This is a genomic window from Roseiterribacter gracilis, assembly GCA_018332375.1.
Taxonomy (GTDB): domain Bacteria; phylum Pseudomonadota; class Alphaproteobacteria; order BOG-932; family Roseiterribacteraceae; genus Roseiterribacter; species Roseiterribacter gracilis.
Map to the genome: position 1 here is coordinate 2186355 of BOPV01000001.1, position 21127 is coordinate 2207481.

Annotated in this window: 14 protein-coding genes; 9 read left to right on the plus strand and 5 right to left on the minus strand. The window is 60.3% G+C overall.

All coding sequences use genetic code 11. The features are described 5' to 3' along the window. Positions 1-160 precede the first annotated feature (160 nt). The 6 genes from TMPK1_RS10840 (at position 161) to TMPK1_RS10865 (ending at position 8160) form a co-directional block, all read left to right on the plus strand. A complete protein-coding gene (locus TMPK1_RS10840) occupies positions 161-1258 on the plus strand; it encodes a DSD1 family PLP-dependent enzyme (protein WP_420243026.1) in 1098 nt (365 codons plus the stop codon). A 186-nt stretch (positions 1259-1444) separates the two neighbouring features. Next, positions 1445-2119 (plus strand): winged helix-turn-helix domain-containing protein, encoded by a 675-nt coding sequence (locus TMPK1_RS10845; protein ID WP_420243027.1) that lies wholly within the window; start codon positions 1445-1447, stop codon positions 2117-2119. Between the two features lie 264 nt (positions 2120-2383). Beyond that, positions 2384-4219: an ATP-binding cassette domain-containing protein gene (locus TMPK1_RS10850; RefSeq protein WP_420243028.1), complete on the plus strand. Its 1836-nt coding sequence runs from the start codon at positions 2384-2386 to the stop codon at positions 4217-4219. A gap of 19 nt (positions 4220-4238) precedes the next feature. Next, a complete protein-coding gene (locus TMPK1_RS10855) occupies positions 4239-4994 on the plus strand; it encodes a GntR family transcriptional regulator (protein ID WP_420243029.1) in 756 nt (251 codons plus the stop codon). A 644-nt stretch (positions 4995-5638) separates the two neighbouring features. Next, on the plus strand, positions 5639-6334 hold the full coding sequence (locus TMPK1_RS10860) for a lasso peptide biosynthesis B2 protein (protein WP_420243030.1): 696 nt from the start codon (positions 5639-5641) through the stop codon (positions 6332-6334). A 2-nt stretch (positions 6335-6336) separates the two neighbouring features. Then, positions 6337-8160, plus strand: coding sequence for an asparagine synthase-related protein (locus TMPK1_RS10865; RefSeq protein WP_420243031.1), 1824 nt, complete (start codon positions 6337-6339; stop codon positions 8158-8160). Here the strand turns inward: TMPK1_RS10865 and TMPK1_RS10870 are convergent. The 4 genes from TMPK1_RS10870 to TMPK1_RS10885 all read right to left on the minus strand — a co-directional run bounded on the left by TMPK1_RS10870 (position 8157) and on the right by TMPK1_RS10885 (position 15313). Next, complete coding sequence (locus TMPK1_RS10870; RefSeq protein ID WP_420243032.1) at positions 8157-10274, minus strand: Atxe2 family lasso peptide isopeptidase; 2118 nt, start codon at positions 10272-10274, stop codon at positions 8157-8159. The genes TMPK1_RS10865 and TMPK1_RS10870 overlap by 4 nt on opposite strands. A gap of 5 nt (positions 10275-10279) precedes the next feature. Beyond that, positions 10280-13309 carry a TonB-dependent receptor gene (locus TMPK1_RS10875; RefSeq protein WP_420243033.1) on the minus strand — a complete coding sequence of 1010 codons (3030 nt, stop codon included), beginning with the start codon at positions 13307-13309 and terminating at the stop codon, positions 10280-10282. Between the two features lie 323 nt (positions 13310-13632). Next, on the minus strand, positions 13633-14640 hold the full coding sequence (locus TMPK1_RS10880; protein ID WP_420243034.1) for a FecR family protein: 1008 nt from the start codon (positions 14638-14640) through the stop codon (positions 13633-13635). Positions 14641-14674: 34 nt separating this feature from the next. After that, complete coding sequence (locus TMPK1_RS10885; RefSeq protein WP_420243035.1) at positions 14675-15313, minus strand: RNA polymerase sigma factor; 639 nt, start codon at positions 15311-15313, stop codon at positions 14675-14677. Between the two features lie 318 nt (positions 15314-15631). Between TMPK1_RS10885 and TMPK1_RS10890 the strand changes: the two genes are divergently transcribed. Beyond that, complete coding sequence (locus tag TMPK1_RS10890; RefSeq protein ID WP_420243036.1) at positions 15632-15862, plus strand: helix-turn-helix domain-containing protein; 231 nt, start codon at positions 15632-15634, stop codon at positions 15860-15862. 172 nt (positions 15863-16034) lie between these two features. Further along, entirely contained in the window at positions 16035-18938 is a 2904-nt protein-coding gene (locus TMPK1_RS10895; RefSeq protein WP_420243037.1) for an FAD-binding and (Fe-S)-binding domain-containing protein, read from the plus strand. Between the two features lie 150 nt (positions 18939-19088). Here the strand turns inward: TMPK1_RS10895 and TMPK1_RS10900 are convergent, their stop codons facing one another. Then, positions 19089-19769, minus strand: coding sequence for a GntR family transcriptional regulator (locus TMPK1_RS10900; protein WP_420243038.1), 681 nt, complete (start codon positions 19767-19769; stop codon positions 19089-19091). A 155-nt stretch (positions 19770-19924) separates the two neighbouring features. Between TMPK1_RS10900 and TMPK1_RS10905 the strand changes: the two genes are divergently transcribed. After that, positions 19925-21109, plus strand: a complete 1185-nt coding sequence (locus TMPK1_RS10905) for a pyridoxal-phosphate-dependent aminotransferase family protein (RefSeq protein ID WP_420243039.1) — start codon at positions 19925-19927, stop codon at positions 21107-21109. The last annotated feature ends 18 nt before the right edge of the window (positions 21110-21127 follow it).

Genomic DNA, 21127 nt, shown 5'->3' on the forward strand with positions numbered 1-21127 from the left:
TCGATAAAACCATTGCGTCGTGCGACGCGACTTACAACGACCTGTGACTCTTGGCGAACCTTGGCGTCCTTGGCGTCTTGGCGGTTTGCTGGATACCGAATCAGAGGTCCGCACCGCCGACCTCTTTCTGTCCGCAGGCGCCCGCTTTAGGTTCGCCGCCATGAAACCCGCAAATATCGGTGACCGGCTCGACCAGGTCGCGACCCCGTCCCTGCTGATCGATCTCGATGCGTTCGAGCGCAATCTCGATCGCATGGCGTCGCTGGTTCCCGCGAACGGCAAAGTCCGGCTGCGGCCGCATGTGAAGACGCATAAATGCGTCGAGGTCGCACAGGCGCAGATCGCGCGCGGCGCCGTCGGCGTCTGCGCGCAGACTGTCGCCGAAGCCGAAGCGATGGTCGCAGGCGGCATCCGCGACGTGTTGTTGACCAACCAAATTGCCGATGCGTCGCGCGCTGCACGCTTTGCCGCGCTGGCAGCGCACGCGACCGTCGCAAGCTGCGCCGACGATCCGCGCCATGTCGCATTGCTGGAAGAAGCGGCCGCCGCCGCAGGCACAACGCCCGGCATGCTGGTGGAAATCGATGTCGGCCAGCATCGCTGCGGCGTCGAGCCTGGCGCGCAAGCCGTTGCGTTGGCGCAGACGATCGCGCGCAGCAAGCATCTGCGCTTTCGCGGGCTGCAGGCCTATCACGGGTCGGCGCAGCATTTGCGCGATCCCGACGCGCGGCGTACGGCGATTGCCGCGTCGGCCGACGCGACCAACGCAACCTTGGCCGCCTTGCGCAACGCAGGTCTGGAAGCCGAGATTGTCGGCGGCGCCGGCACCGGCACGTTCGAACTCGAACAACAGGCGGGACCGTGGACCGAGCTGCAAGCAGGCAGCTACGTGTTCATGGATGCCGACTACGGCCGCAACAACGCACCGCCGCAATTCGAGAACGTGTTGTTCGTGCTTGCGACCTGCAGCAGCGTCGCGCGCGCCGGACATGCGGTGATCGATGCCGGCCTGAAAGCAATTGCGTTCGACAGCGGCATGCCCGTCATCGTCACGCCGAAAGGCGCCGTCTATGCCGGCCCGTCGGACGAACACGGTACGCTCGACCTCAACGGTGCGTTACTCACGATCGGTGCGCGCGTGCGCATGATCCCAGGCCATTGCGATCCGACCGTGTCGCTGCACGATTGGCTGGTTGCGGTCCGTGGCGATCGCGTCGAAGCCCTATGGCAGGTTCGCGCGCGCGGTCCCGCGCTGTGAGGCGCATGCACTGATCCATTCGCTAGGTGCGACAGCGGTTTTCGCTCCTACGCGTTTTTAGTCAGAATTCCGAATATCCCCGCCAGGTCGCAACAATCGAGCTTTTCTCGCCCGTTGCAGGCAAAAGTGATAGAGAGTCGGTCCGGCTGCGTTTTAGCCGAACTATGGCTCACTGGGGACCGCTTCATGCCGCCTGCCGTGCGCAAGGTCGACATGATTTACGACACACTGCGGGAGCTCCTTCGGGATGCTGCATTCCCGCCGGCGGAGCCGTTATCGAGCCGCGATCTCGCCGACACCTACAGCGTCAGCCGCACGCCGATCCGTGACGCGTTCAAGCAGCTCGAGGCTGAGGGGTTGCTCACCTATATCCCCGAACAAGGCTATTTCCCGCGCGTCGCCGACGACGTCACCTTGACCCGCGCTTACGCCGAGCGCGCCGAGATCATTGCGCGCGCACGCCGGCCGGGCGCCAACGGGCGTGCGGTGCGCCGGTCGAGCGATGCGCGGTCGACCACATTCCGCGAGTTGTCGCGGCGCGCCGCCGTCATTGCCGAAGACACACCGGCGCGCTTGATCGAAACCATTCTGCTCGACGTCGCCGCCCATGCCGGCGATCCGAAATGCCTCGCCGACGCCCGTGACAATGTTGCGACCTTGGCGCCGATGCGGCTCGCCGAACAGATTTTACCCGACCATGTCGACGACGCCGCGCGCATCGTGCGTCTGTATCGCGCCGGCAAATATGACGAGCTGCTGCGCGCGTTTCGCGACTACAGCCAGAAACGCGTTGTCGCAATGCCATCGCTGTCCAGACAAATTCTGCGACCAAAAGTTAAGCCGCGCACGCGTCCGCGCTGACAGCGGCGCGCACACGCGCGTTGCATATCTCTCAACTTGCCGAGTCAGGAGTTTTGACGGCGCGGAGCGCGCCGCCGGCGCCCTGTATACAATTTCGGATGTGCGAAAATTGCCCGTAAACATTGGGTTTCTCGCCGATCACAGAAAGCGACAATTCTTCTGAATCTTCATCAAAAAACCCGATCGGTACTTGCTTGCATTGGGTTGTAGGCCGGTGAACCGTCTCGTCCGCGCGATGTAATTCCGCCTCCGGAGCACGCTCGCATGCGAGACAAGCCGAAGACCGCCTTCGCTACGGCCGCCACCTTGATCTGGCGTGAATCGGATCTGTTCATCCGGGTACGCATGGGACTGGCACTGGCCTGTGCATTGGCAAGTGCGGCGCTGCTCGGCCTGTCGCCTTTACTCTTAAAACTGCTGGTCGATCGCTTCGCGACCGATCCTGCACAAGCCGCTGCGGCCTCAACCCTGTGGCTGCTCGCGGCCTATGTACTGAGTCAGGCGCTGAGCCGGAGCCTGGGCGAGCTGCGCTGGTTCAGCCACGGTGCCGCCGAACAGCGCCTGGTGCGCCACATCTCCACGCATTTGTTTGAGCATCTGCTTGCCCTGCCCTTGCGCATACAGCGCCAACGGCAAAGCGGGTCGATGGTGCAGATCCTGGCGAACGGCGTGATGGGCCTGCGAACCCTGCTCTCGCACTTGTCGCTAACCTTGGTCCCCGTGGTGATCGAATTCACCACCATCGCGGTCGTGCTGATCCAGTTCGGACGTGCCGACTTCCTGCCGATCTTCGCGGTTTCGATGGTGCTGTATGTGCTCGCCTTCCGCGTCAGCGTGCGCGGCATTACGGGCCCGTCGCGCGCGGTCAGCAGTGCGCAGGTGGAATCGAGCGCCGTGCTGCAGGATCTGCTCAGCAACGGCGAGACCCTCAAAAGCTTCAACGCCGAGCCCTACGCGCAAGCGCGCTTCGGCAGCCGTCTGCAAAAGACCGAAAACGATTGGCGCATGTTCTATCGCAACCGCGCCCGTGGCGGCTTGCTGGTCGCGTCGGTGTTCATTCTGTCCCTGGCAACCACGGTGCTGTTCGCAGCCCGCCTGGTCGCCAACGGTGGCATGAGCGTCGGCGATTTCGTGTTGGTGAGCGCCTATATGCTGCAAGTGGTCCGGCCGCTCGAAATGATCGGCTTTGCCATGCGCGACATCGGGCAAGCCTTGGCAAATCTGGAATTGATGGCGGGACTTTTGAACCTGCCGCGCGAGGTCGATCACGCCGAAGACAAAGAAGAAGGTGGGCACTACGCCCATGCGATGCCGTTCGTGCGCAGCATCGAGCGCAAGGCCGGCGAGTTGGTGTTCGACGATGTGACCTTCCGCTACGAGGCCGAGCGCGAGCCGGCCTTGCGCAATCTGTCCTTCACGGTGCGTGCAGGCGGGACGGTGGGCATTGTCGGCACGACGGGGTCGGGCAAGTCGTCGATCACGCGGCTGTTGCTGCGTCTCTACGATCCCGATCAAGGACGCATCCTGCTGGACGATGTGGATCTGCGGGCGCTTCCCCTCAAGCGCCTCCGCGACCGGATCGCGATCGTTCCGCAGGATGCGGGCCTTTTCAACGAGACGATCGGAAAGAACATCTTGCTACGTCAAGGCAACTCGGATTTCGGCGCGCTGGAACATGCCGCCAAGTTGGCGCGCATTCACGATCTGATCGGCACCTTGCCCGAGGGCTTCGACACGGTGATCGGCGAGCGTGGCGTAAAACTGTCGGGCGGCGAACGCCAACGCGTTGCGATCGCCAGAGCGGCCTTGAAACATCCGTCGCTGTTCGTCTTCGACGAAGCGACCTCGGCATTGGATGCGACCACCGAACGCGAAGTTCTCAACCAGCTTCGTACGGTCGCAATGGGCACCACCAGCCTGATCATCGCGCATCGTTTAAGCGCGGTGACAGAGGCCGATCAAATTCTGGTGTTGGAGAACGGGAGCGTCGTCGAGCGTGGCACGCATACGAGCTTGCTGCGCGACAATGGTCGTTACGCAGAACTGTGGGAAGCACAGCAGAAATCACCGCGCGGCAGTGGGGGGCCGGTCGCCGCATGAGCAAAGGATTGATCCGCATATGTCCAAGACCCCGAACTTCGCTGACCTCGGCGACTTCGACGTCATAACAAGCCGGCCGGCGAACGGCACCGAACTGCGCCTCGATCAGGTGGCGCCGACGAAACATGAAACGACCTACCAGACACTGAAGCGCCTGATTGCGAATGGCGAGCTGCGCACCGAGCGTGACTTTCTGCTGCAACCATTAGCGGACCGGCTTGAGATCAGCCGCAACACGCTGACGCGCGCGCTCAATCGTTTGGTCACCGATGAGCTGGTGCGGCACAGCCCGCAAAAAGGCTATGCGCTGCTGATCCCAACCGTGGCGCAGATCGAACGTCGCTATACGACTGCGTACGAACAGATCTGCAGCGCGGTCATCCTGGGCCAAGGCGAAAAACGGCAACGGCAATACGGGCTCGATCGCGAAGAGAAACTCGCGCTGGCCGAGCTGCTGCCCGAAATGGCGCCGCCGCACGCGGTCGCGGCCGAGATCGAAGATTTATTGCGCGCCGCGATTGCCCGCGGTGCAGACCCCGCACATCGCGAAACCTTCGATGCAGAGCTGACCAGGCTGATGCTGGCGCGTCGCGTCGAGCATCTGGTCGTACCCGATCATCGCGAGGAAGTGGCGCAGTTGATGCGCAGCTTCTATCGCGGTCAGTACGACCGCTTCCTCCGTGCTCTCGAGGTTTACACGGCCAAACGTGTGCGCGCGGCGGCATCGATTGCGTCGGAGATTCAGCGTTTGGCCCTCAGCGCGGGCGAAGCGTGATGGGGTCGATCTTCGCTTCGCGCAGCGGCACGCACGGCATCGACGCGATCTCTACAGAGATTTCGCCCGACGGTAGTGAAGAGAATTGCGCGCAACTTCTCGCCGAACAGCGCGTGAAGAAAACGCCAATCTACAAAAGGTTTTTTGCACCAAGTCGCGCGCCGAATGCACGCCGTGCGAGTTAACGAAAAACATTTTGCTCATGCTTGCGAGCAAATTGGATCAACCGCACGGTCCCGTTGCCACGCTGGTGTGGCACTCCAAAGGAGAATTAAGATGGAACTCATCGAAATCGGCGTCGTCTCGGAAGATACGTTCGGCCTGCCGGTCAATTTCGAATCTGACATCGAAAATCCGGTCAACGGCACGTTCGAGTAAGCATCTCGTACGGCGGAGGCGCTGCATCTGCGGCGCCTCCGTTCGATTCCGACCAAGGAAAACGCGATGACCCTGCACGAACGATGCGCGCATCAAATTTCACTCGAACAAGATCGGCCAACAGCAGTCGAGGTTCACGAAATTGGCCGTATATCGGCACTTACGTTCGGCATTATTGGCGGTAGTGGCGAGTCAGAGCGGCCTATCGATGGGATCTTTGAATAGCGCAAATTCGCCGCACGAAAGGGACGATAGGTCTCGCTCAGATGGAGGAGAACAAGATGCTCGCGTTAGTCGACCATGCGTTCTTTTGCTACACTGATCGTCATTGTATTTTTCTCGACCTGTCGCGGGATCGGTACCTGAGTGTAGATCGCCGCAGCGTCGAGAATTTTGCGACGCACCTCAAAGAGAAAACAGCTTTCGACGAGAATGACCAAGCGGTCGAGGCTGAACTTAAGCGCCGCGGATTGATGGCGTCCGATCTCCAAAACGGGAAAGATTTTGCGCCCACCATCGCGATATCTGCGATTACGGAAGTCGCGACTGTTAGCGACACCGGTCCGGCCAAGCCTACTCTTTCACAGCTACGCATCTTCTTTATCAGCGCGATGCGATCCGAATACCTGCTGAGAAGGCTTCCTATTTCAGAAATTGTCACACGCGCCAAACGCGTACGCCGCGGCAATGATGTTGATCGCAGCGAGAGCTCTGCTGAACACGCAGCCGCATTGATGAGAGTGTTTAGGCGCTTGCGACCGCTGTTCCCCACCGACAGCATTTGCCTCCGGGATTCCTTTATGGCGATCAACTTCTTGGCGGCGTTCGGTGTGCACCCAGAATGGGTATTTGGTGTTTCCGGAGATCCATTCGGCGCACACTGCTGGCTCCAGATCGGCAACGCCGTATTGACAGAAGAAGCGGCTGCGGTTCGTCGCTTCCGCCCAATCATGGTGATCTGACGATGAACGAATTTCGCTACATTGCCATCATGCAAACCGTCGCCGGCCCACTTCCGCTCGACTACGGCGATGCAGTGAGTAGGTGCCGCACGGTGCTGCGGGGTTGGCAGTGGAACAGTGCTTCTGACGCTGTGACCATTGGCGAATTCGCCCGACCGAAGCGGCATTATCCGCACGCGCTGCCACGATGCACAGTTCTTGGACGGATTCTGGAACGCCCCGACGCTGCGGCGTCGGTAGCGCTATCGATGCACTCATCTGCAGCAGATGTTGCTCGAGCGGCGACAGAAGCATACTGGGGAAGATACACTGCATTTATCACGAACGACGATGCGTCCGTTTCCGTCTTGCGCGATCCGGGCGGAAGGCAGAGCTGTTACTTCATTACTTTGCGCCCAGGCTTGCACGTTGTTTTCTCGGACTTAGAAGACGCGATTGCGTGCGGCTTCGTTCAATTGAGTATCAATTGGAATCATGTTTTTGCCGCGCTGAACGTCGGAATTGTGCAGAGTCGAGAGACCGGGCTGGAGAATGTTTCTGAGATCTTCCCGGGCGAACTCTTCAAGTTTGCACAGAGAGCGCATATGCAATGCCGGGCGTGGGATCCGGCAAGCATCGCGAGTCACCCATTCAAGGATCACGCGACTGCCGTTACCGCGGTGCGCGAGACAATTCAGGGCTGTGTTGATCAGCTCCTCATTGAGAATCCAACAACCGCATTGAGCCTATCTGGTGGGTTAGACTCCTCATCGATCGCTGCCGTGCTGCACAAGTCGCCTGAGCCGAAGCGCGTCGTTTGCGTAAATAGATTCTCGGACTTTGAGCAAGGCGACGAGCGCCCCTATGCACGAATGGTCGCGGAGAAGTTCGCTTTCGAACTGATCGAGGGACCACTTGCGATGGCTACGCTCGACTTCCAGCAATTGCTCGCAAGTGGTCCACTCACTACGCGGCCCGACGGAGAAATTCTCGTCAACCATCGCATTCCTTTCTGGAATGACATCAGCCAGAAGCTCGGCACAACTACACTCTGGACGGGCTACGGTGGCGATCAGGCATTCTTCGCGTCGCGGTGGATGTATCCGGCCCAAGACTATTTGCGTACGAGGGGGCTACGCCCTGGGCTTTTCAAATGCATTGCCGACGTCGCAACGCTGTCGCGCAGTTCTTACGTTAGCGTAATTGCATCGATGTCCAAGGGACAGCAATCGCGAAAGATCTGGGACCTTTGGCGTCTTTCGAATCGCTTTCTCGGAGACATCCCGGAAACCAAAGTTGACGGATCGACCCTTGTTCCTTGGGCGGACGACTTCGAAAAACTCCCGCCCGGCAAAGCGATGCACGCGGCGATGTTGGGCATGTCGCTGCGACCACGAGCTAGCGACCACTTCGAAATGTTCGAAGCATTCGACCCAATGTTGTTTCAACCTGTTGTCGAGGCGTTACTGCGAGTTCCTTCGTATTTCATGAGCAAAGGCGGCACGATTCGATCGTTTGAGCGCGCCGTCTTTGGCCCGGAACTTCCGAGCGCAATTGTGAATCGGTACACCAAGGGGCGCAGCTCACAAGATTATCGAGCGTCAATTCTCTCGGATAAGAATAATAAGTATCTCAAGATGCTACTCCTCGAGGGGAAACTTGCATCAGCCGGCCTCTTGAATCGCATAACGCTCGAAAATTTCTTCAAGCGCGGGGAGCATATGGCAACCGGCGATATTGGAAGCCTGAATTATCTCATGGTCATTGAAGCTTGGGTCGCTCGGATGGAGAATGCGAAACGCATGCCGCAGTCTGAGCATTTTCCAAGTGCCATGCGTGTTGCTTAGTTCGACGTCTGCTCTTGGCGGCCTAACTCTACTGCGGTTGCCGCCAATTTCTTCCAGCGCTCAAGCTGTTGAGGGTCTCTAGGATCCGCCTCTTCTATCCCTTGCAACCAAAAACGAAACCAAGCGACGTTCCTGTCATAGACGGCCAACTTATGAACGGGTTGCGTTTTTACGTGACCCTCGTCCTTAAAGACGACCATTTCGACGGGCTTTTTAGCGTCTGCGAGATTGCTGAAAAATTCGAGCCCATAAATGAATTCTTGGTCGGACGCCTGAATAAGAATCGGTGCACTAATTTTCGAGGCATTTAAGGCCGGTGACTTTTGCGCCCAGATACCTTTGGGGTCGTTGTAAGGCGGCGGCAGATGGACATTTTCCTCCATGTACCGTCGGAAAATTCCGCCCGGCGGTGCGAAATACCACCTTATCGGATCGCTGATGCCGCCCTGGCTAATCGACGCTGCCGCGAATAGGTTTGAGTGCATTAGCGCGTACTGCGCGAGGCCGGCGCCATAGCTTAGCCCAACAATGCCTACTTTGCTTCGGTCTATGAGCTTCTTCGATGAAAGCAGCTCTATTGCCGCCTCATATGTCGCTAGACCTGCGCGACGGCCAGCGTCGATGACGGCGCCCCCTTCGCCATCGCTACCAACGACCGTCTGCAAATCAAAATTGACGCAAAGCGCTGCGATACCCGCGCGGGCAAAAAGAAACTCAGGATACTCATCGCCAGTTCCGCCTCTCAGAAAGCCGCGACATCTATAAGTGACAATAACAAGCGGAAAACCTGCGCTTGGAGTCGTCTGGTCGGGCAGAACCAAAACCCCCGTGGTTGTTTTTCCGGTTACATCCTTCCAACTTATATGTTCGGCCGAAAAAGGAATTCGTGACTGAATAGATGAACTCGGAGCATACAAAGCTCGAGAAGACTTGTCCTTCAAGTTTACCGCGACAACGGCGGGAGGAATTTTTGCAGATGCTACGATGCAGAACGCCTCGCCTTTGGCGATCGGGCAAGTAGACGAGTAATAGGGAACGTTAGAGGTAATCAAGCCGCCGCTGGAATAAACTGCGCTCGTAGCCTTCGTTGCGGCATCCCAAGCATGCAGTGTTGCAATTGTTCCTTGGCTCTCCTCAGTCACGAAGTAGAGCACGGCACCTTGGTCTGACCACCGGAGATGTTTAACGCTCCCGGGACAACTTTCTACGGAGCAGACCACCTCGCTGTTCGATCGGCCAATCTCCTTCACAACGATCGAATACATTGCCGGCACGCTCTGAAGCTTTTGCTCTGCAGTTCGAGGCGATGCGCGACGGTAGGCGACATATCGGCCATCAGATGATTTGACAACATCTGCGACCTCAACCTCTCCCACGTCGATCGGCGTCACAAGCTTAGTGTAGCGATCCTTGTCCTGTGGCGTGACCTCCACCAACCGCAGCACACGCAGATCGATGGCTTTCGTTCGAAGTGGCTCGCCACCCAGAATCCCAGTCAAACTGCGCCCGAATAGACGCGCGGAGTGATTCCCCCCGTTTATCGGATAGCCGCCAAACACCGGTCCGGTTAAAACGATTGACCCGTCGATCGCAACGCCGCGCTCAAACTCTCGGCGTTCAGCGGCCGCGATGGCAGCGCGCGTTGCACGCACATTGTAGAATAGAAGGTGAGAGCCTGGGTCGAGCGTGAAATTTTCGACGTCGGCTTCGTCTCGCGTAACCTGCTCGGTGCGCATCCCGGTGGATGAGGTTCGCCAAACCTGCACCGCACCTTCGCGCAACGCGAGATAATAAAACCATTTGGAGTCGGCGGACCAAACAGGCGCCTCGTAGTGAATCGTGTAGTTAACTTCAATTCTTGCCTCCCCCGCCGGCACGGATGAAAGCAGCTTTCCTTGCGCAACCGAGATCAAACGCCACGTGCGCTTGATCGAGTTTGAAGCAACGTCGGGACGAATCTCGTCAACAACCACGACACTTCCATCCGGCGAAAGACGCAAGTTCGCGAGCTCCGACACCTCGACTAAATCGCGCGCCGAAAGCATGTCAACTGATGTCGCCGCTGAAACCGAGCACGCGACAAAAACTATAAACAGCGCGATAAAAGCCCGCATCGACTTTACCAGCGCTTCTGAATCGTGAGGGACACTACGCGCCCTATTGGGCTCCCCTGTTCGGGATCATACGCCACGCTGTGCACGGTATCGATCACCACCGGCGGTTTGCGATTCAGCAGATTCTGAATGCCGACCGTGAAGCGCATTCCGCCAAGCCAACGCCGGTCATCGTCCGTTCGATAGGCAACGCTCGCGTCAACCGTAGTCCAGGCATCAACAGAAGCGGCAGGCGTGACGAGAGTGTTCTGGTAACCGCTCTGATAGTTGACGAATCCAGCAGCGTTCCAATTTCCGTCACGCCACGTAATTCCGGCTCTTGCAGAGATCTCAAGCGGGAAGCCGATCGTCCTCGATCTGTCGGTCGCCGATGCCGCAGGAGTTCGCGCTACATCATACGTTGGAATGTACGTCATTCCGCCTACGACGCCGTAATCCCCGCCGAGGCCTACAAAATTATAAGCAAGCGATACGTCGAGTCCGCGCTGCTGAACAACACTCAAGTTAAGTGGTCGTCCATCAACGATAGCGGCGATCTGCGACGCTGGCGGCTTAGTGCTCGTCGGAGAAAATTGTGGGCTTCCATATAGCGCTTGCACGTCAGAAGCGGATGGACTGAGTCTGACAGCAGACGCGAACGCCGACGGATTCTGAAGGAGAACGCCAAGCTCCCCCGTCGACAACGACTGAATTCGATCACGATAATCGACACTAAAATATGTTACGCCGAGAGTAAGACCCGGAAGAAAGCGAGGCCTGAGATCAAAACCAGCGCTCCACGTCTCCGCAGTTTCCGGCTTTAGCTGAGCATTTCCTCCGCTAAGGAATAAAACACTGCTTCGCCCGGATGCGGAGCGAGGATCTGGAATCGTCGTGACCAGAATCAGATTTGTAGACTCGTTCAATTGACGCAAAAACGGCGCCTTAAATGATGTCCCCCAACTACCCCGAAATTCGAGGTCGGAAATTGGCCGCCAGCGCATTCCAACCTTTGGGTTCTCGGAGCGACCAAAGTCACTGTATCGCTCCGCACGACCGGCAATAGAAAGTTCTAAGGTGTGCAAGCCCGTGGTCCCCGTTGCTTCGCCCACAAGAGGCACCAGCAACTCTCCATACGCCGCCGTCACTCGACGGCGTTTCTCAGTCAACGCTGTCTGGACAGGCTGCGGGGTCGATGAGTAGTTGAACGACTCGCTTCGGAACTGCTCCTTGCGATATTCAACACCGGATACAAGTTTCACTTTACCGGCAGGCAGTTCAATCAGATCGCCTCCGACCTCCGCGTTTCCACTAGCCACTCGATAAGTCGTCGTCGTGTCGCTGGTGTAACCAAGAATGCGCGCTAGTGTAGCTGAGCTCGTTTGGGAGCCCGCGCCAAACGGATTGAACGCGGTCGCTGGATTTGTATCCGCGAGAGCTGACGCCAGAAGAAACGTATTGATGCGGTTGCCGGTGACGCCGGACGCGATGTCAGCGCTATACGATCCGTATAGGTCTGCACGCCAGCTTCCGCCGACGTCGATCGAGACACCTGGTGTAATCGTGTAGTTCTCTTGAACACCTTTCTGGACTGAATTCCCGATATCATTGCCGTAGGCGTATTGGATGCTGACGGTGCGGGCGCCAGCAGCAGGTGACACAAAGAACGGATTTGTCGACGGAACGGAAATAGTCCCCGTTTGCTCAGCAACTCGGCTGTTAAATGCCCGCCGCGAATAGAACGACTCTTCGTAGACGCGAATGCGATCTGTGAGATCGTGCGAGGCGGTTGCGACGACGCTATGTCGCTCCTGATCAGGCAATATGTCCGTGCCGCGCTTTGTATCGCTTAAGTTCACAGTCCCAGGGATTAACCGCTGAACGCTTAAACCTACGCCGTTCTGACCACTTGGAATTGCGTAGGTCGTGCCATTGGCAGCGATTGTCCCTGGGTTGCCAAACGCTACGCGAAGATCCGGGCCGCCAAATGCTCGGAGATCATCGGTCACATAGCTTCGCTTTTCTGCAGCGAGATGCGTTTGATGAAAGAACTCGTACGATAAGAACGCACCTCCACCTTCCCAATGCGTGCCGACACTTTGCCCCGCGGTTATCTGCCTAAACCCATTCGCTAATGCATATCGCCCCGTAGTCTCCAATCCTTCGAAGTCTCGTCGAAGCACCAAGTTCACAACACCGGCGACAGCATCAGACCCATAGATTGCGGACGCGCCATCAAGAACAACTTCAATTTTCTCGATCGCCGAAACGGGGATTTGGGACACATCAACGAAAGACCCTTGCCCCGCTGGGGCCATTCTCCTTCCATTGATCAACGTCAACGTCGCGTCAGGGCCTAGGCCACGCAGGTTTGCTCCGGTGCCATAGCCGGTATTGGGGATGGCTGAACCAAAATTTCCTCTCGCTGCTTCCGCCGCTCCGAGGCCACTATTTTGAGGAATGCTTCGAATTACATCGGCTGTCGTTGTGCGCCCGCTCTCGGAAATCTGCTCTCGATTCAGGGTGACCACTTCACTGCCGACCGGACCAGCACCTTTTATGCGGGTGCCAGTTACAACGAGCTCTTCCGGAGTGTTCGCCGTTAGTGGAAGCGACGGCGAGGCTCTCATCGATGTATTCTCCGCGAGGCGCGGTCTTTGCGACAGGAGCGACTGCCGCTGCAATCCAATCAGCCGTGCTGCGCGAGGACTTACAAATTCGTAGCTAACTCCGCTGCCGCCCAGCAGCGTCTGCAGCGCCTGCTCATTACTCAGCGCCCCCGTCACCGCCGGTGCATTCTTCCCCTCAACAAGCTCATCCGGAATCGCGACCTGCACCTTGCTCTGCGCGCTGTACGCCAGCAGCGCGGAACGCAGGGGCTGCGCCGGCACGTTGAAGTTCGTCACTTCCGTCTGCGCATACGCGCGCTGCGACGGCACGACACCAATTGCCAAACACAAATAGAGAGCTGTCGACGACGCGATCAGCAGGTTGCGATGCGCGCGCACTTTCTCAGGCGACCGCGCGCTACGCGCGGTCGAAACCGAATGACCCATTCCCTACAACTCCCAACCCGTTCTCTTGCAATGCGCCTCGTTCAATGCGGACGCATTTGCTTATGAGAGACGGAGTGAGCGCGGAAAAGTTTATGCGGGATTTTATCGGGTAAGATTCGCAGACGGCGATGCGCGCGTTCGCGAGATGGACGTTTTTCGTCTCGTTGCACGCGCATCGTTGCAATGTGCAGCAAAGTGCCGTGCATCTCGGATCGCGCACGCGTTGAAATTGCGCGCATTGCGCACGCAGTTCCGGCTGAGACTGACCAGGAAGTAACGCAACTGCGCGTTCGACGCGCAGTTGGTTGCCGCAATTCGCGCCGCTATTTTTTTCGTGCGGCGACGAAGGTGATGGTGCCGGCCTGACGCTCTTCCGCGCGGAGCTGGAGCGTCTGCTCCAACAGCTGAATCACTTCGGCGCGACTTTGCGGGTTGAGCTGCAACGAGACCGAGCGTTTCGCGAGCTGGACGTCGTCGACGGTGAAGCGGCCGCCATAGGTGCGGCCCAACGCTTCGAGCAGGCGCGCGAAGGGCACGCTTTCGAACACCAGTTCGCCATGGCGCCAGGCGCCGATCCGTTCGACCGGCAGATTGCGCACGCCGGCGGGCGCGGTGGTGCCCTCATATATAATGACATTGCCGGCGCTGAGCTTGGGCGCGTCGGTGGGTACGGTGGCGGGCTTGTTCGGCGCGGTTGCAGCCGCGATCGCGGCGGGCTGCATCACCGCCACCACGCCTTCGCTGACCGCGATCTCGACATGGTCGCGGCTGCGATTGACGTCGAAGGCCGTGCCGACCGCCTGCACCACCTGGTTGCCGGCATCGACGCGGAACGGACGGTCGGGATCTTTGGCGACCTGGAAGAGCGCTTCGCCTTCGCGCAGCTCGACCAGGCGCTGCGCGCCGGTCATGCGTACCACAAAGCGCGTGCCGCCATTCATATAGATGGTCGAGCCGTCGTTCAGCGTGACGGTGCGCATCTCGCCGGGGCGGGTGCGGTACTCGCCGTCATTGAGGCGCGGCACGATGAAGAGGGCGGCAATGGCAGCCGTCGCGCACACGGCCGCGCCCGCGATCCAGGGACGGCGGCGCGTGGTCGGGCGCACGCGCGACAGCGTGCGGTGACGTTGGCCCAGCAAGCCCGCATCCTTCGCCTGGCGCATCACCTGAAAGGTGCGCTCGGCGTCGATATAGGCGCGCTGGTTGATCGGGTCGCGCTTGAGCCAGGCATCGAACTTGGCGCGGTCTTTCGCGCTCGGCTCGCCCAGCTGGAAAAGCGAGAACCACGACACGGCCTCGTCGTAGGCCGCGTCGCTCCGTTGGAAACTCATTGCAGGAATCCTGCTGCCTCGAACCACGGACCCATTAGAGGCGGTTCTTATGCAGCTTGTTTTGGGAAAAGCCCGCAGCGGCTTCATCGCCGCTGGATTCGGCGCCTTCCGATTGTGTCTCGCCCGGGAGCATTGGCAGCGTGACGCCGTTCTCCTGGGCGTTGCGCAGGATCTTCATCGCCTTTTGCAGGTGCCGCGAGACGGTCGCCTGGCTGATGCCAAGCTCGTCTGCGATATCCATCTGCCCCTGTCCTTCCAAGCTTGCCAGCACGACATGCTGGTGCACCGGCGACAGGTTGAAGAACTCGCGCTGCACGAAATCGAGCTCCTGCCGGCTGGCGAGAAAATGTTCGGGCGTCAGTAAATCGGGCGGATGCTCGGACTCGCAGGCTTCAAGTTCGAGCATCGGTTTGTTGGCGCGGCTGGCGCGCCGCTTCGACGCCAGATTGCGCGCGATGATGAAGAGATAGCCTTCGGCGTTCTCTTGGATCTTGTCTCGGTGACTCCACACAGCGAGCCACGCTTCCTGCGCCACTTCATCGGCATCGGCGGAATTTCCGAGCAGGCTGCGCAAGCGCCGTTTGAGCTCGCGATTGACCGTCGCGAACAGACGCACCAGCGACGCATCGTCTGCGCCCTCATCCATGCCGGCGCGGGAATCGATATCGACCACGTGTCAGCTCGCGTCGCTGCAGCGCGACAGCGCTCGCGAAATACGTGGATAAGTTTGAGAAAGAGGCCCGGTACCGTTGCGAAGCGCAAGAACGTCGCTGCAACGCAGCAACTTGCCGGTTCTTAGATTTGTCCAGACTTGCGCGCTCTCGGCCAATTCGATGCCCGTCCTGGCTATGCAATTTCAGTCACATTCACGCAATCCTCGGGCCGCCTGCCGGGCACGGAAGGTGGCCTCTCGGTAACAAGCAGTATATTTCTGCTTTTTATGTACTAAAGTGTATATGCTTTTCCGTCCAGCACAGCTTCTCTGAGCCCCATGGCAACCACCGATATGCGCGCCCTCGTCGGCACGAACCTTCTTCGGCTTCGCAATCGTCGCAAGCTGACGCAGGACCAGCTCTCCGCAGAAACCGGCCTGACTCAGGCCTATATTTCGAGCTTTGAACGCGGCCGGCGAAACCCGACCGTGCTCACGCTCAACGAACTCGCGAACGCGCTGCGCGCGGATGTCGGCGAGTTCTTCGAGCGTCACGCCAACAAGAATTGAGGGCGGCGTAGCCGCACTCACCCCTGCGAAAGCGGGGGTCCATCGGGCCAGGGGTCTGCCCCGTACAGAAACGGGCTCGGCGGCGGCCCGATGGGTCCCGCCTTCGCGGGGAACGGATTGCATGCAATCCGCTGTACGACGCCCGCCCGGCTAGGCTAGCGTCGCGGCCCGCATGCACCAGCACACCACGACCAGCACCGCCCGCCCCAGCCCCACTCAGCACGGTGACGTGGCACTCGCCGCGCGCTTGCGGCGCGCTTTGCGCGGCGAAGTTCGCTTCAGCGCGTTCGACCGCGGTCGCTATTCGACCGACGCGTCGATCTACCAAATCGAACCGATCGGCGTCGTCATTCCGCGCGACGCCGACGACGTGCGCGCTGCGATTGAGATTGCGCGCGGCGAAGGCGTGCCGGTTCTGCCGCGCGGCGCCGGCACGTCGCAATGCGGCCAGGCGGTCGGCGAAGCCTTGGTGCTCGACACCAGCAAATACATGCGCGACGTGCTGGAGCTGGATGCCGAGAACGGCACGGCCTGGGTGCAGCCCGGCATCGTGCTCGACCATCTGAACAAACATCTCAAAACATCGGGCTGGACCTTCCCGATCGACGTCAGCCCAACCAACCGCGCCACGATCGGCGGCATGACCGCCAACAATTCGTGCGGCGCTCGCTCGATCAAATACGGCATCATGTTGCAGAACGTGCTGGCGATCGACGCAACCCTGGCCGACGGCAGCACGGTGCAGTTGGGACCGACGCCGGGCAATCTCGCGGGCGTAACGGCGCGCGAAGCCGACATCGCGCAGCGTCTGGCCAATCTCTATGCGCGCGAAGAAGACGAAATCCGCGCCCGCACGCCGACCGTGCTGCGCAATGTCGGCGGTTACCGTCTCGAAACATTGGGCGGCGGCAATCTCGCGAAAATCCTGGTCGGGTCCGAAGGCACCTTAGGCTTCTTCAACCGCATCAAGCTGCAGCTGCACCGGATCCCGACGCACCGCGTGCAGGCGATCTGTCATTTCGCGCGCTTCACCGACGCGATGGCGACGACGCAATACATCGTGCAGCTGAACCCGAGCGCGGTCGAACTGGTCGATCGCACCATGATCGAGCTGGCGCGCAACATCCCCGCCTTTGCCTCGACCATCGAACGCGCTGTGAAAGGCAATCCCGACGCGCTGCTGTTGGTCGAATTCGCGGGCGACAATCGCGACGCGCTGCTCGACGACATGCAGCGGCTGGATCAGTTGCTCAGCGACCACGGCTTTCCTGATGCAATCGTGCCCGCCACCGATCCCGGTTTTCAAACCGAATTGGCCGAGGTGCGCGCCGCAGGCCTGAACATCATGATGTCGATGAAGGGCGACGGAAAACCCGTCTCGTTTATCGAAGATTGCGCGGTGCCGTTGGAGCATCTCGCTGACTACACCAGCGCGATTACTGACTGTTTCGGCCGGCACGGGCTGGAAGGAACCTGGTACGCGCATGCGTCGGTCGGCTGTCTGCATGTGCGGCCGGTGCTGAACATGAAAGACGATGCCGACCTGGTGCGGATGCGCGCAATCGCCGAAGAAGCGATCGAGCTGGTGCGCAAATTCAAAGGCGCGTTCTCGGGCGAGCATGGCGACGGGTTGGTGCGCAGCGAGTTTCTCGAAAAGACCTACGGGCCGCGCATCACCGACGCCTACCGCGAAGTCAAACAGGTCTTCGACCCCGACGGTCTGTTCAATCCCGGCAAGATCGTCGATCCGCCGCGCATGGATGATCGCCGCCTGATGCGGTACGGGCCGGACTATGCAGCGGTTCCATTTCAGCCCGCGCTCGACTGGTCGGAATGGGGCGGTTTTCTCGGCGCGGTCGAGATGTGCAACAACAACGGCACCTGTCGTAAACGCGAGCCGGGCACGATGTGCCCGTCCTATCGCGTCACGCAGGACGAAACCCACGTCACGCGCGGCCGCGCGAACACGTTGCGCCTGGCGCTGTCGGGACAGTTGGGCCCCGATGCGCTGGCGTCGGACGACATGGCCGCGACCTTGGATTTGTGCGTGTCGTGCAAAGGCTGCCGGCGCGAATGTCCGACCGGCGTCGACATGGCCAAGATGAAAATCGAAGCGTTGCATGCGCGCGTGCAACGGAACGGTCTGTCGCTGCGCGCACGGCTGGTCGCCTATCTGCCGCGCTACGCGTCGTATGCGGCGGCGCTGGCACCGCTGCTCAATCTGCGCGACGTCGTACCGGGCGCGGCGTGGTTGAGCGAGAGACTGCTGGGATTCAGCGCGCGGCGTTCGCTGCCGAAATGGCGCTTCCGGCCACATCGCGCGACGACACCGCGAGAAGACGGGCGCAGCGTTGTTTTGCTGGTCGATACGTTCAACCGCTGGTTCGAGCCCGAGAATGCGCGCGCCGCGCGGCGCGTGCTGGAAGCCGCGGGCTACCGCGTGCACGAACCGCTGGCGTCGGGTCGGCCGCTTTGCTGCGGACGTACCTTCCTGTCGGCGGGTCTGGTCGACGAAGCGCGCAGCGAAGCCAAGCGCATGCTCGACGCGTTGGCGCCGTACGTCGAAACCTCGATCCCGATCATCGGACTGGAACCGTCCTGCCTGCTGACCTTGCGCGACGAATTCAGCGCGCTGCTGCCCGGCGACGCGACGCGCGCGCTCAGCGCCCGTGCGGTGCTGTTTGAAGAATTCCTTGCCGCCGAGTCCAAGGCTGGGCGCCTGTCGTTGAAGCTGAAACCGCTGGCTGCGCGCGACGCGTTCCTGCACGGCCATTGCCATCAAAAATCGTTCGGCGTGATGCCGGCGACGGTGGCGGCACTGAAGCTCGTGCCCGAGCTGAACGTGCAGCAGATCGAGTCGAGCTGCTGCGGCATGGCGGGCGCGTTCGGCTACGAAGCCGCGCACTACGACGTGTCGATGGCGATGGCCGAACTGTCGCTGCTACCGACCGTGCGCAAGGCACCGACGGATGCGTTGATCGTTGCCGACGGTACGTCGTGCCGGCATCAGATCGGCGATGGCGCAGCACGCGAAGCTGTGCACGTGGCCCGGGTGTTGGAGATGGCGCTGATTTAGTTTTACGTCCCCTCTCCTCGAAGGAGAGGGAGGGGCCCGCGCGCGCAGCGCGTGGGAGGGTGAGGATTGGTTGCTGCGCGTTCGAAATCACAGCGCGCGTCGACGAACCCTCACCCCAACCCTCTCCCTCGGGGAGAGGGGACATGAAGGTCAGGCGGCTTCGACTTCCGCGTCGTCCACCGCGTGCAGATGCTCCATCACCGCGACGCCCTTGCCGCGCAGATGCGCCGCCAGGATCTCGGACAGTTTCGCACCGTCGCGCGCGACCAGCGCGTCCAGGATCAGGCCGTGCTCGTGCATTGCCACGTCCCAGCGTTCGCGGCTCCAGCGATTGGCGAGATAGCGTGCGTTGCGGATGCGCGCCGCCAGTGCGGCGTAATTCGATTGCAGCACCGCATTGCCGGTGGCGGCGACGATGCGGGCGTGGATGGCCTGGTTGAGCTGGAAATACGGCTCCAGCTCGCCGCGCAGATAGTGCGCGTGCATCTGGAAATGCATCGCCTGGATTTCTGCAATGTCGGCATCGGTGGCGCGTTCGCAGGCGAGACGGCCCGCGGTCGCTTCCAACGCTTCCATCACTTCGAACATGTCGCGCACGTCGCGTTCGGTCAGGCCCAACACGACCGCACCCCGATTGGGACGCAGTTCCAGCAGACGTTCGGCCGCTAGCACCTTCAAGGCTTCGCGCAGCGGCGTGCGCGACACCGACAGGCGTTCGCACATTTCGCGCTCGCGCACCGGCGCGCCGGGCGCCAGCTCGCCCGCCTCGATCATGGCGCGCAGCCGCAGCAGCACGCCGTCGAGCAACGTGGTCGGGTCCTGGACTGTCATGGAAGCAGGCTAGCACGAGAATAATTGCATGCAATTTTTTCTGCCGGCCAGATTCGCGTTGCCGGCGCTAAGATGCCTGTGCAAGTCTCCCGCCTCCGATCGCATGCAAACCAGCCCAGGCGCTGGCCGCGACCGGCAGATTCGGGAGGATTTCGATGTATCGCAGCGGCCGCCACTTCCTGCAGATCCCCGGTCCCAGCACCGTCCCCGACCGCGTCCTGCGCGCCATGGACATGCCGGTGATCGATCATCGCGGTCCCGATTTCGGCGTGCTCGGCAAAGAGGTGCTGAGCGGCATCAAGAAAATCTTCAAGACGACCGGTCACGTGATCATTTTCCCGTCGTCCGGTACGGGCGCGTGGGAAGCCGCGATCGTCAACGTGCTGGCGCCCGGCGACAAAGTGCTGATGGTCGAGACCGGCCATTTCGCAACCTTGTGGCGCCAGATGGCGGCCAAGTTCGGCATCGAGGTCGACTTCGTTGCCGGCGATTGGCGCAGCGGCGTCGATCCGGCTGAAATCGAAAAGCGTCTCAGCGACGACAAAACCAAATCCATCAAAGCCGTGATGGTGGTGCACAACGAAACCTCGACTGGCGTCACCAGCCGCATCGGCGCAGTACGCCAGGCGATCGATCGCACCGGTCATCCGGCGCTGTTGATGGTGGATTCGATTTCGGGTCTCGCCAGCGCCGACTATCGCCACGACGAGTGGAAGGTCGACGTCACCGTTTCCGGTTCGCAGAAAGGCCTGATGCTGCCGCCGGGCTTGGGCTTCAACGCGGTCAGTGAAAAAGCATTGGACGCCGCCAAGGCGAACAAGACGCCGCGGTCCTTCTGGGACTGGCACGACATGCTGAAGCCGAATTCAACCGGCTATTTCCCGTACACACCTGCAACCAATCTGCTCTACGGCCTCAAAGAGGCGATGGCGATGTTGCAGGAAGAAGGACTCGACAATGTCTTCGCGCGGCACATGCGCCACGCCGAAGCATGCCGCGCAGCGGTGCGCGCATGGGGCCTCGAAGTGCTGGCGAAAAATCCGGCCGAATATTCACCGGTGCTGACCGGCGTGATCATGCCGGACGGACACGATGCCGACGCGCTGCGTCGCACGATCCTCGAAAATTTCGACATGTCGTTGGGCGCCGGCCTCGGCAAGGTTGCGGGCAAAGTCTTCCGCATCGGCCATCTCGGTCACTTCAACGATCTGACGCTGATCGGCACCTTGGCCGGCGTCGAAATGGGTTTGCAAGTCGCCAACGTTCCGCATCAAGCGGGCGGCGTCGATGCAGCGATGGCTGTGCTGACGCAGAAAAATCAGGCGCGCGCCGTCGCTTAACCGACGCGCCAACGAAAA

Coding starts and splice junctions, on each gene's coding strand:
- TMPK1_RS10840 (WP_420243026.1), top strand. CDS start 161: ATGAAACCCGCAAATATCGGTGACCGGCTCGACCAGGTCGCGACCCCG.
- TMPK1_RS10845 (WP_420243027.1), top strand. CDS start 1,445: ATGCCGCCTGCCGTGCGCAAGGTCGACATGATTTACGACACACTGCGG.
- TMPK1_RS10850 (WP_420243028.1), top strand. CDS start 2,384: ATGCGAGACAAGCCGAAGACCGCCTTCGCTACGGCCGCCACCTTGATC.
- TMPK1_RS10855 (WP_420243029.1), top strand. CDS start 4,239: ATGTCCAAGACCCCGAACTTCGCTGACCTCGGCGACTTCGACGTCATA.
- TMPK1_RS10860 (WP_420243030.1), top strand. CDS start 5,639: ATGGAGGAGAACAAGATGCTCGCGTTAGTCGACCATGCGTTCTTTTGC.
- TMPK1_RS10865 (WP_420243031.1), top strand. CDS start 6,337: ATGAACGAATTTCGCTACATTGCCATCATGCAAACCGTCGCCGGCCCA.
- TMPK1_RS10870 (WP_420243032.1), bottom strand. CDS start 10,274: ATGCGGGCTTTTATCGCGCTGTTTATAGTTTTTGTCGCGTGCTCGGTT.
- TMPK1_RS10875 (WP_420243033.1), bottom strand. CDS start 13,309: ATGGGTCATTCGGTTTCGACCGCGCGTAGCGCGCGGTCGCCTGAGAAA.
- TMPK1_RS10880 (WP_420243034.1), bottom strand. CDS start 14,640: ATGAGTTTCCAACGGAGCGACGCGGCCTACGACGAGGCCGTGTCGTGG.
- TMPK1_RS10890 (WP_420243036.1), top strand. CDS start 15,632: ATGGCAACCACCGATATGCGCGCCCTCGTCGGCACGAACCTTCTTCGG.
- TMPK1_RS10895 (WP_420243037.1), top strand. CDS start 16,035: ATGCACCAGCACACCACGACCAGCACCGCCCGCCCCAGCCCCACTCAG.
- TMPK1_RS10900 (WP_420243038.1), bottom strand. CDS start 19,769: ATGACAGTCCAGGACCCGACCACGTTGCTCGACGGCGTGCTGCTGCGG.
- TMPK1_RS10905 (WP_420243039.1), top strand. CDS start 19,925: ATGTATCGCAGCGGCCGCCACTTCCTGCAGATCCCCGGTCCCAGCACC.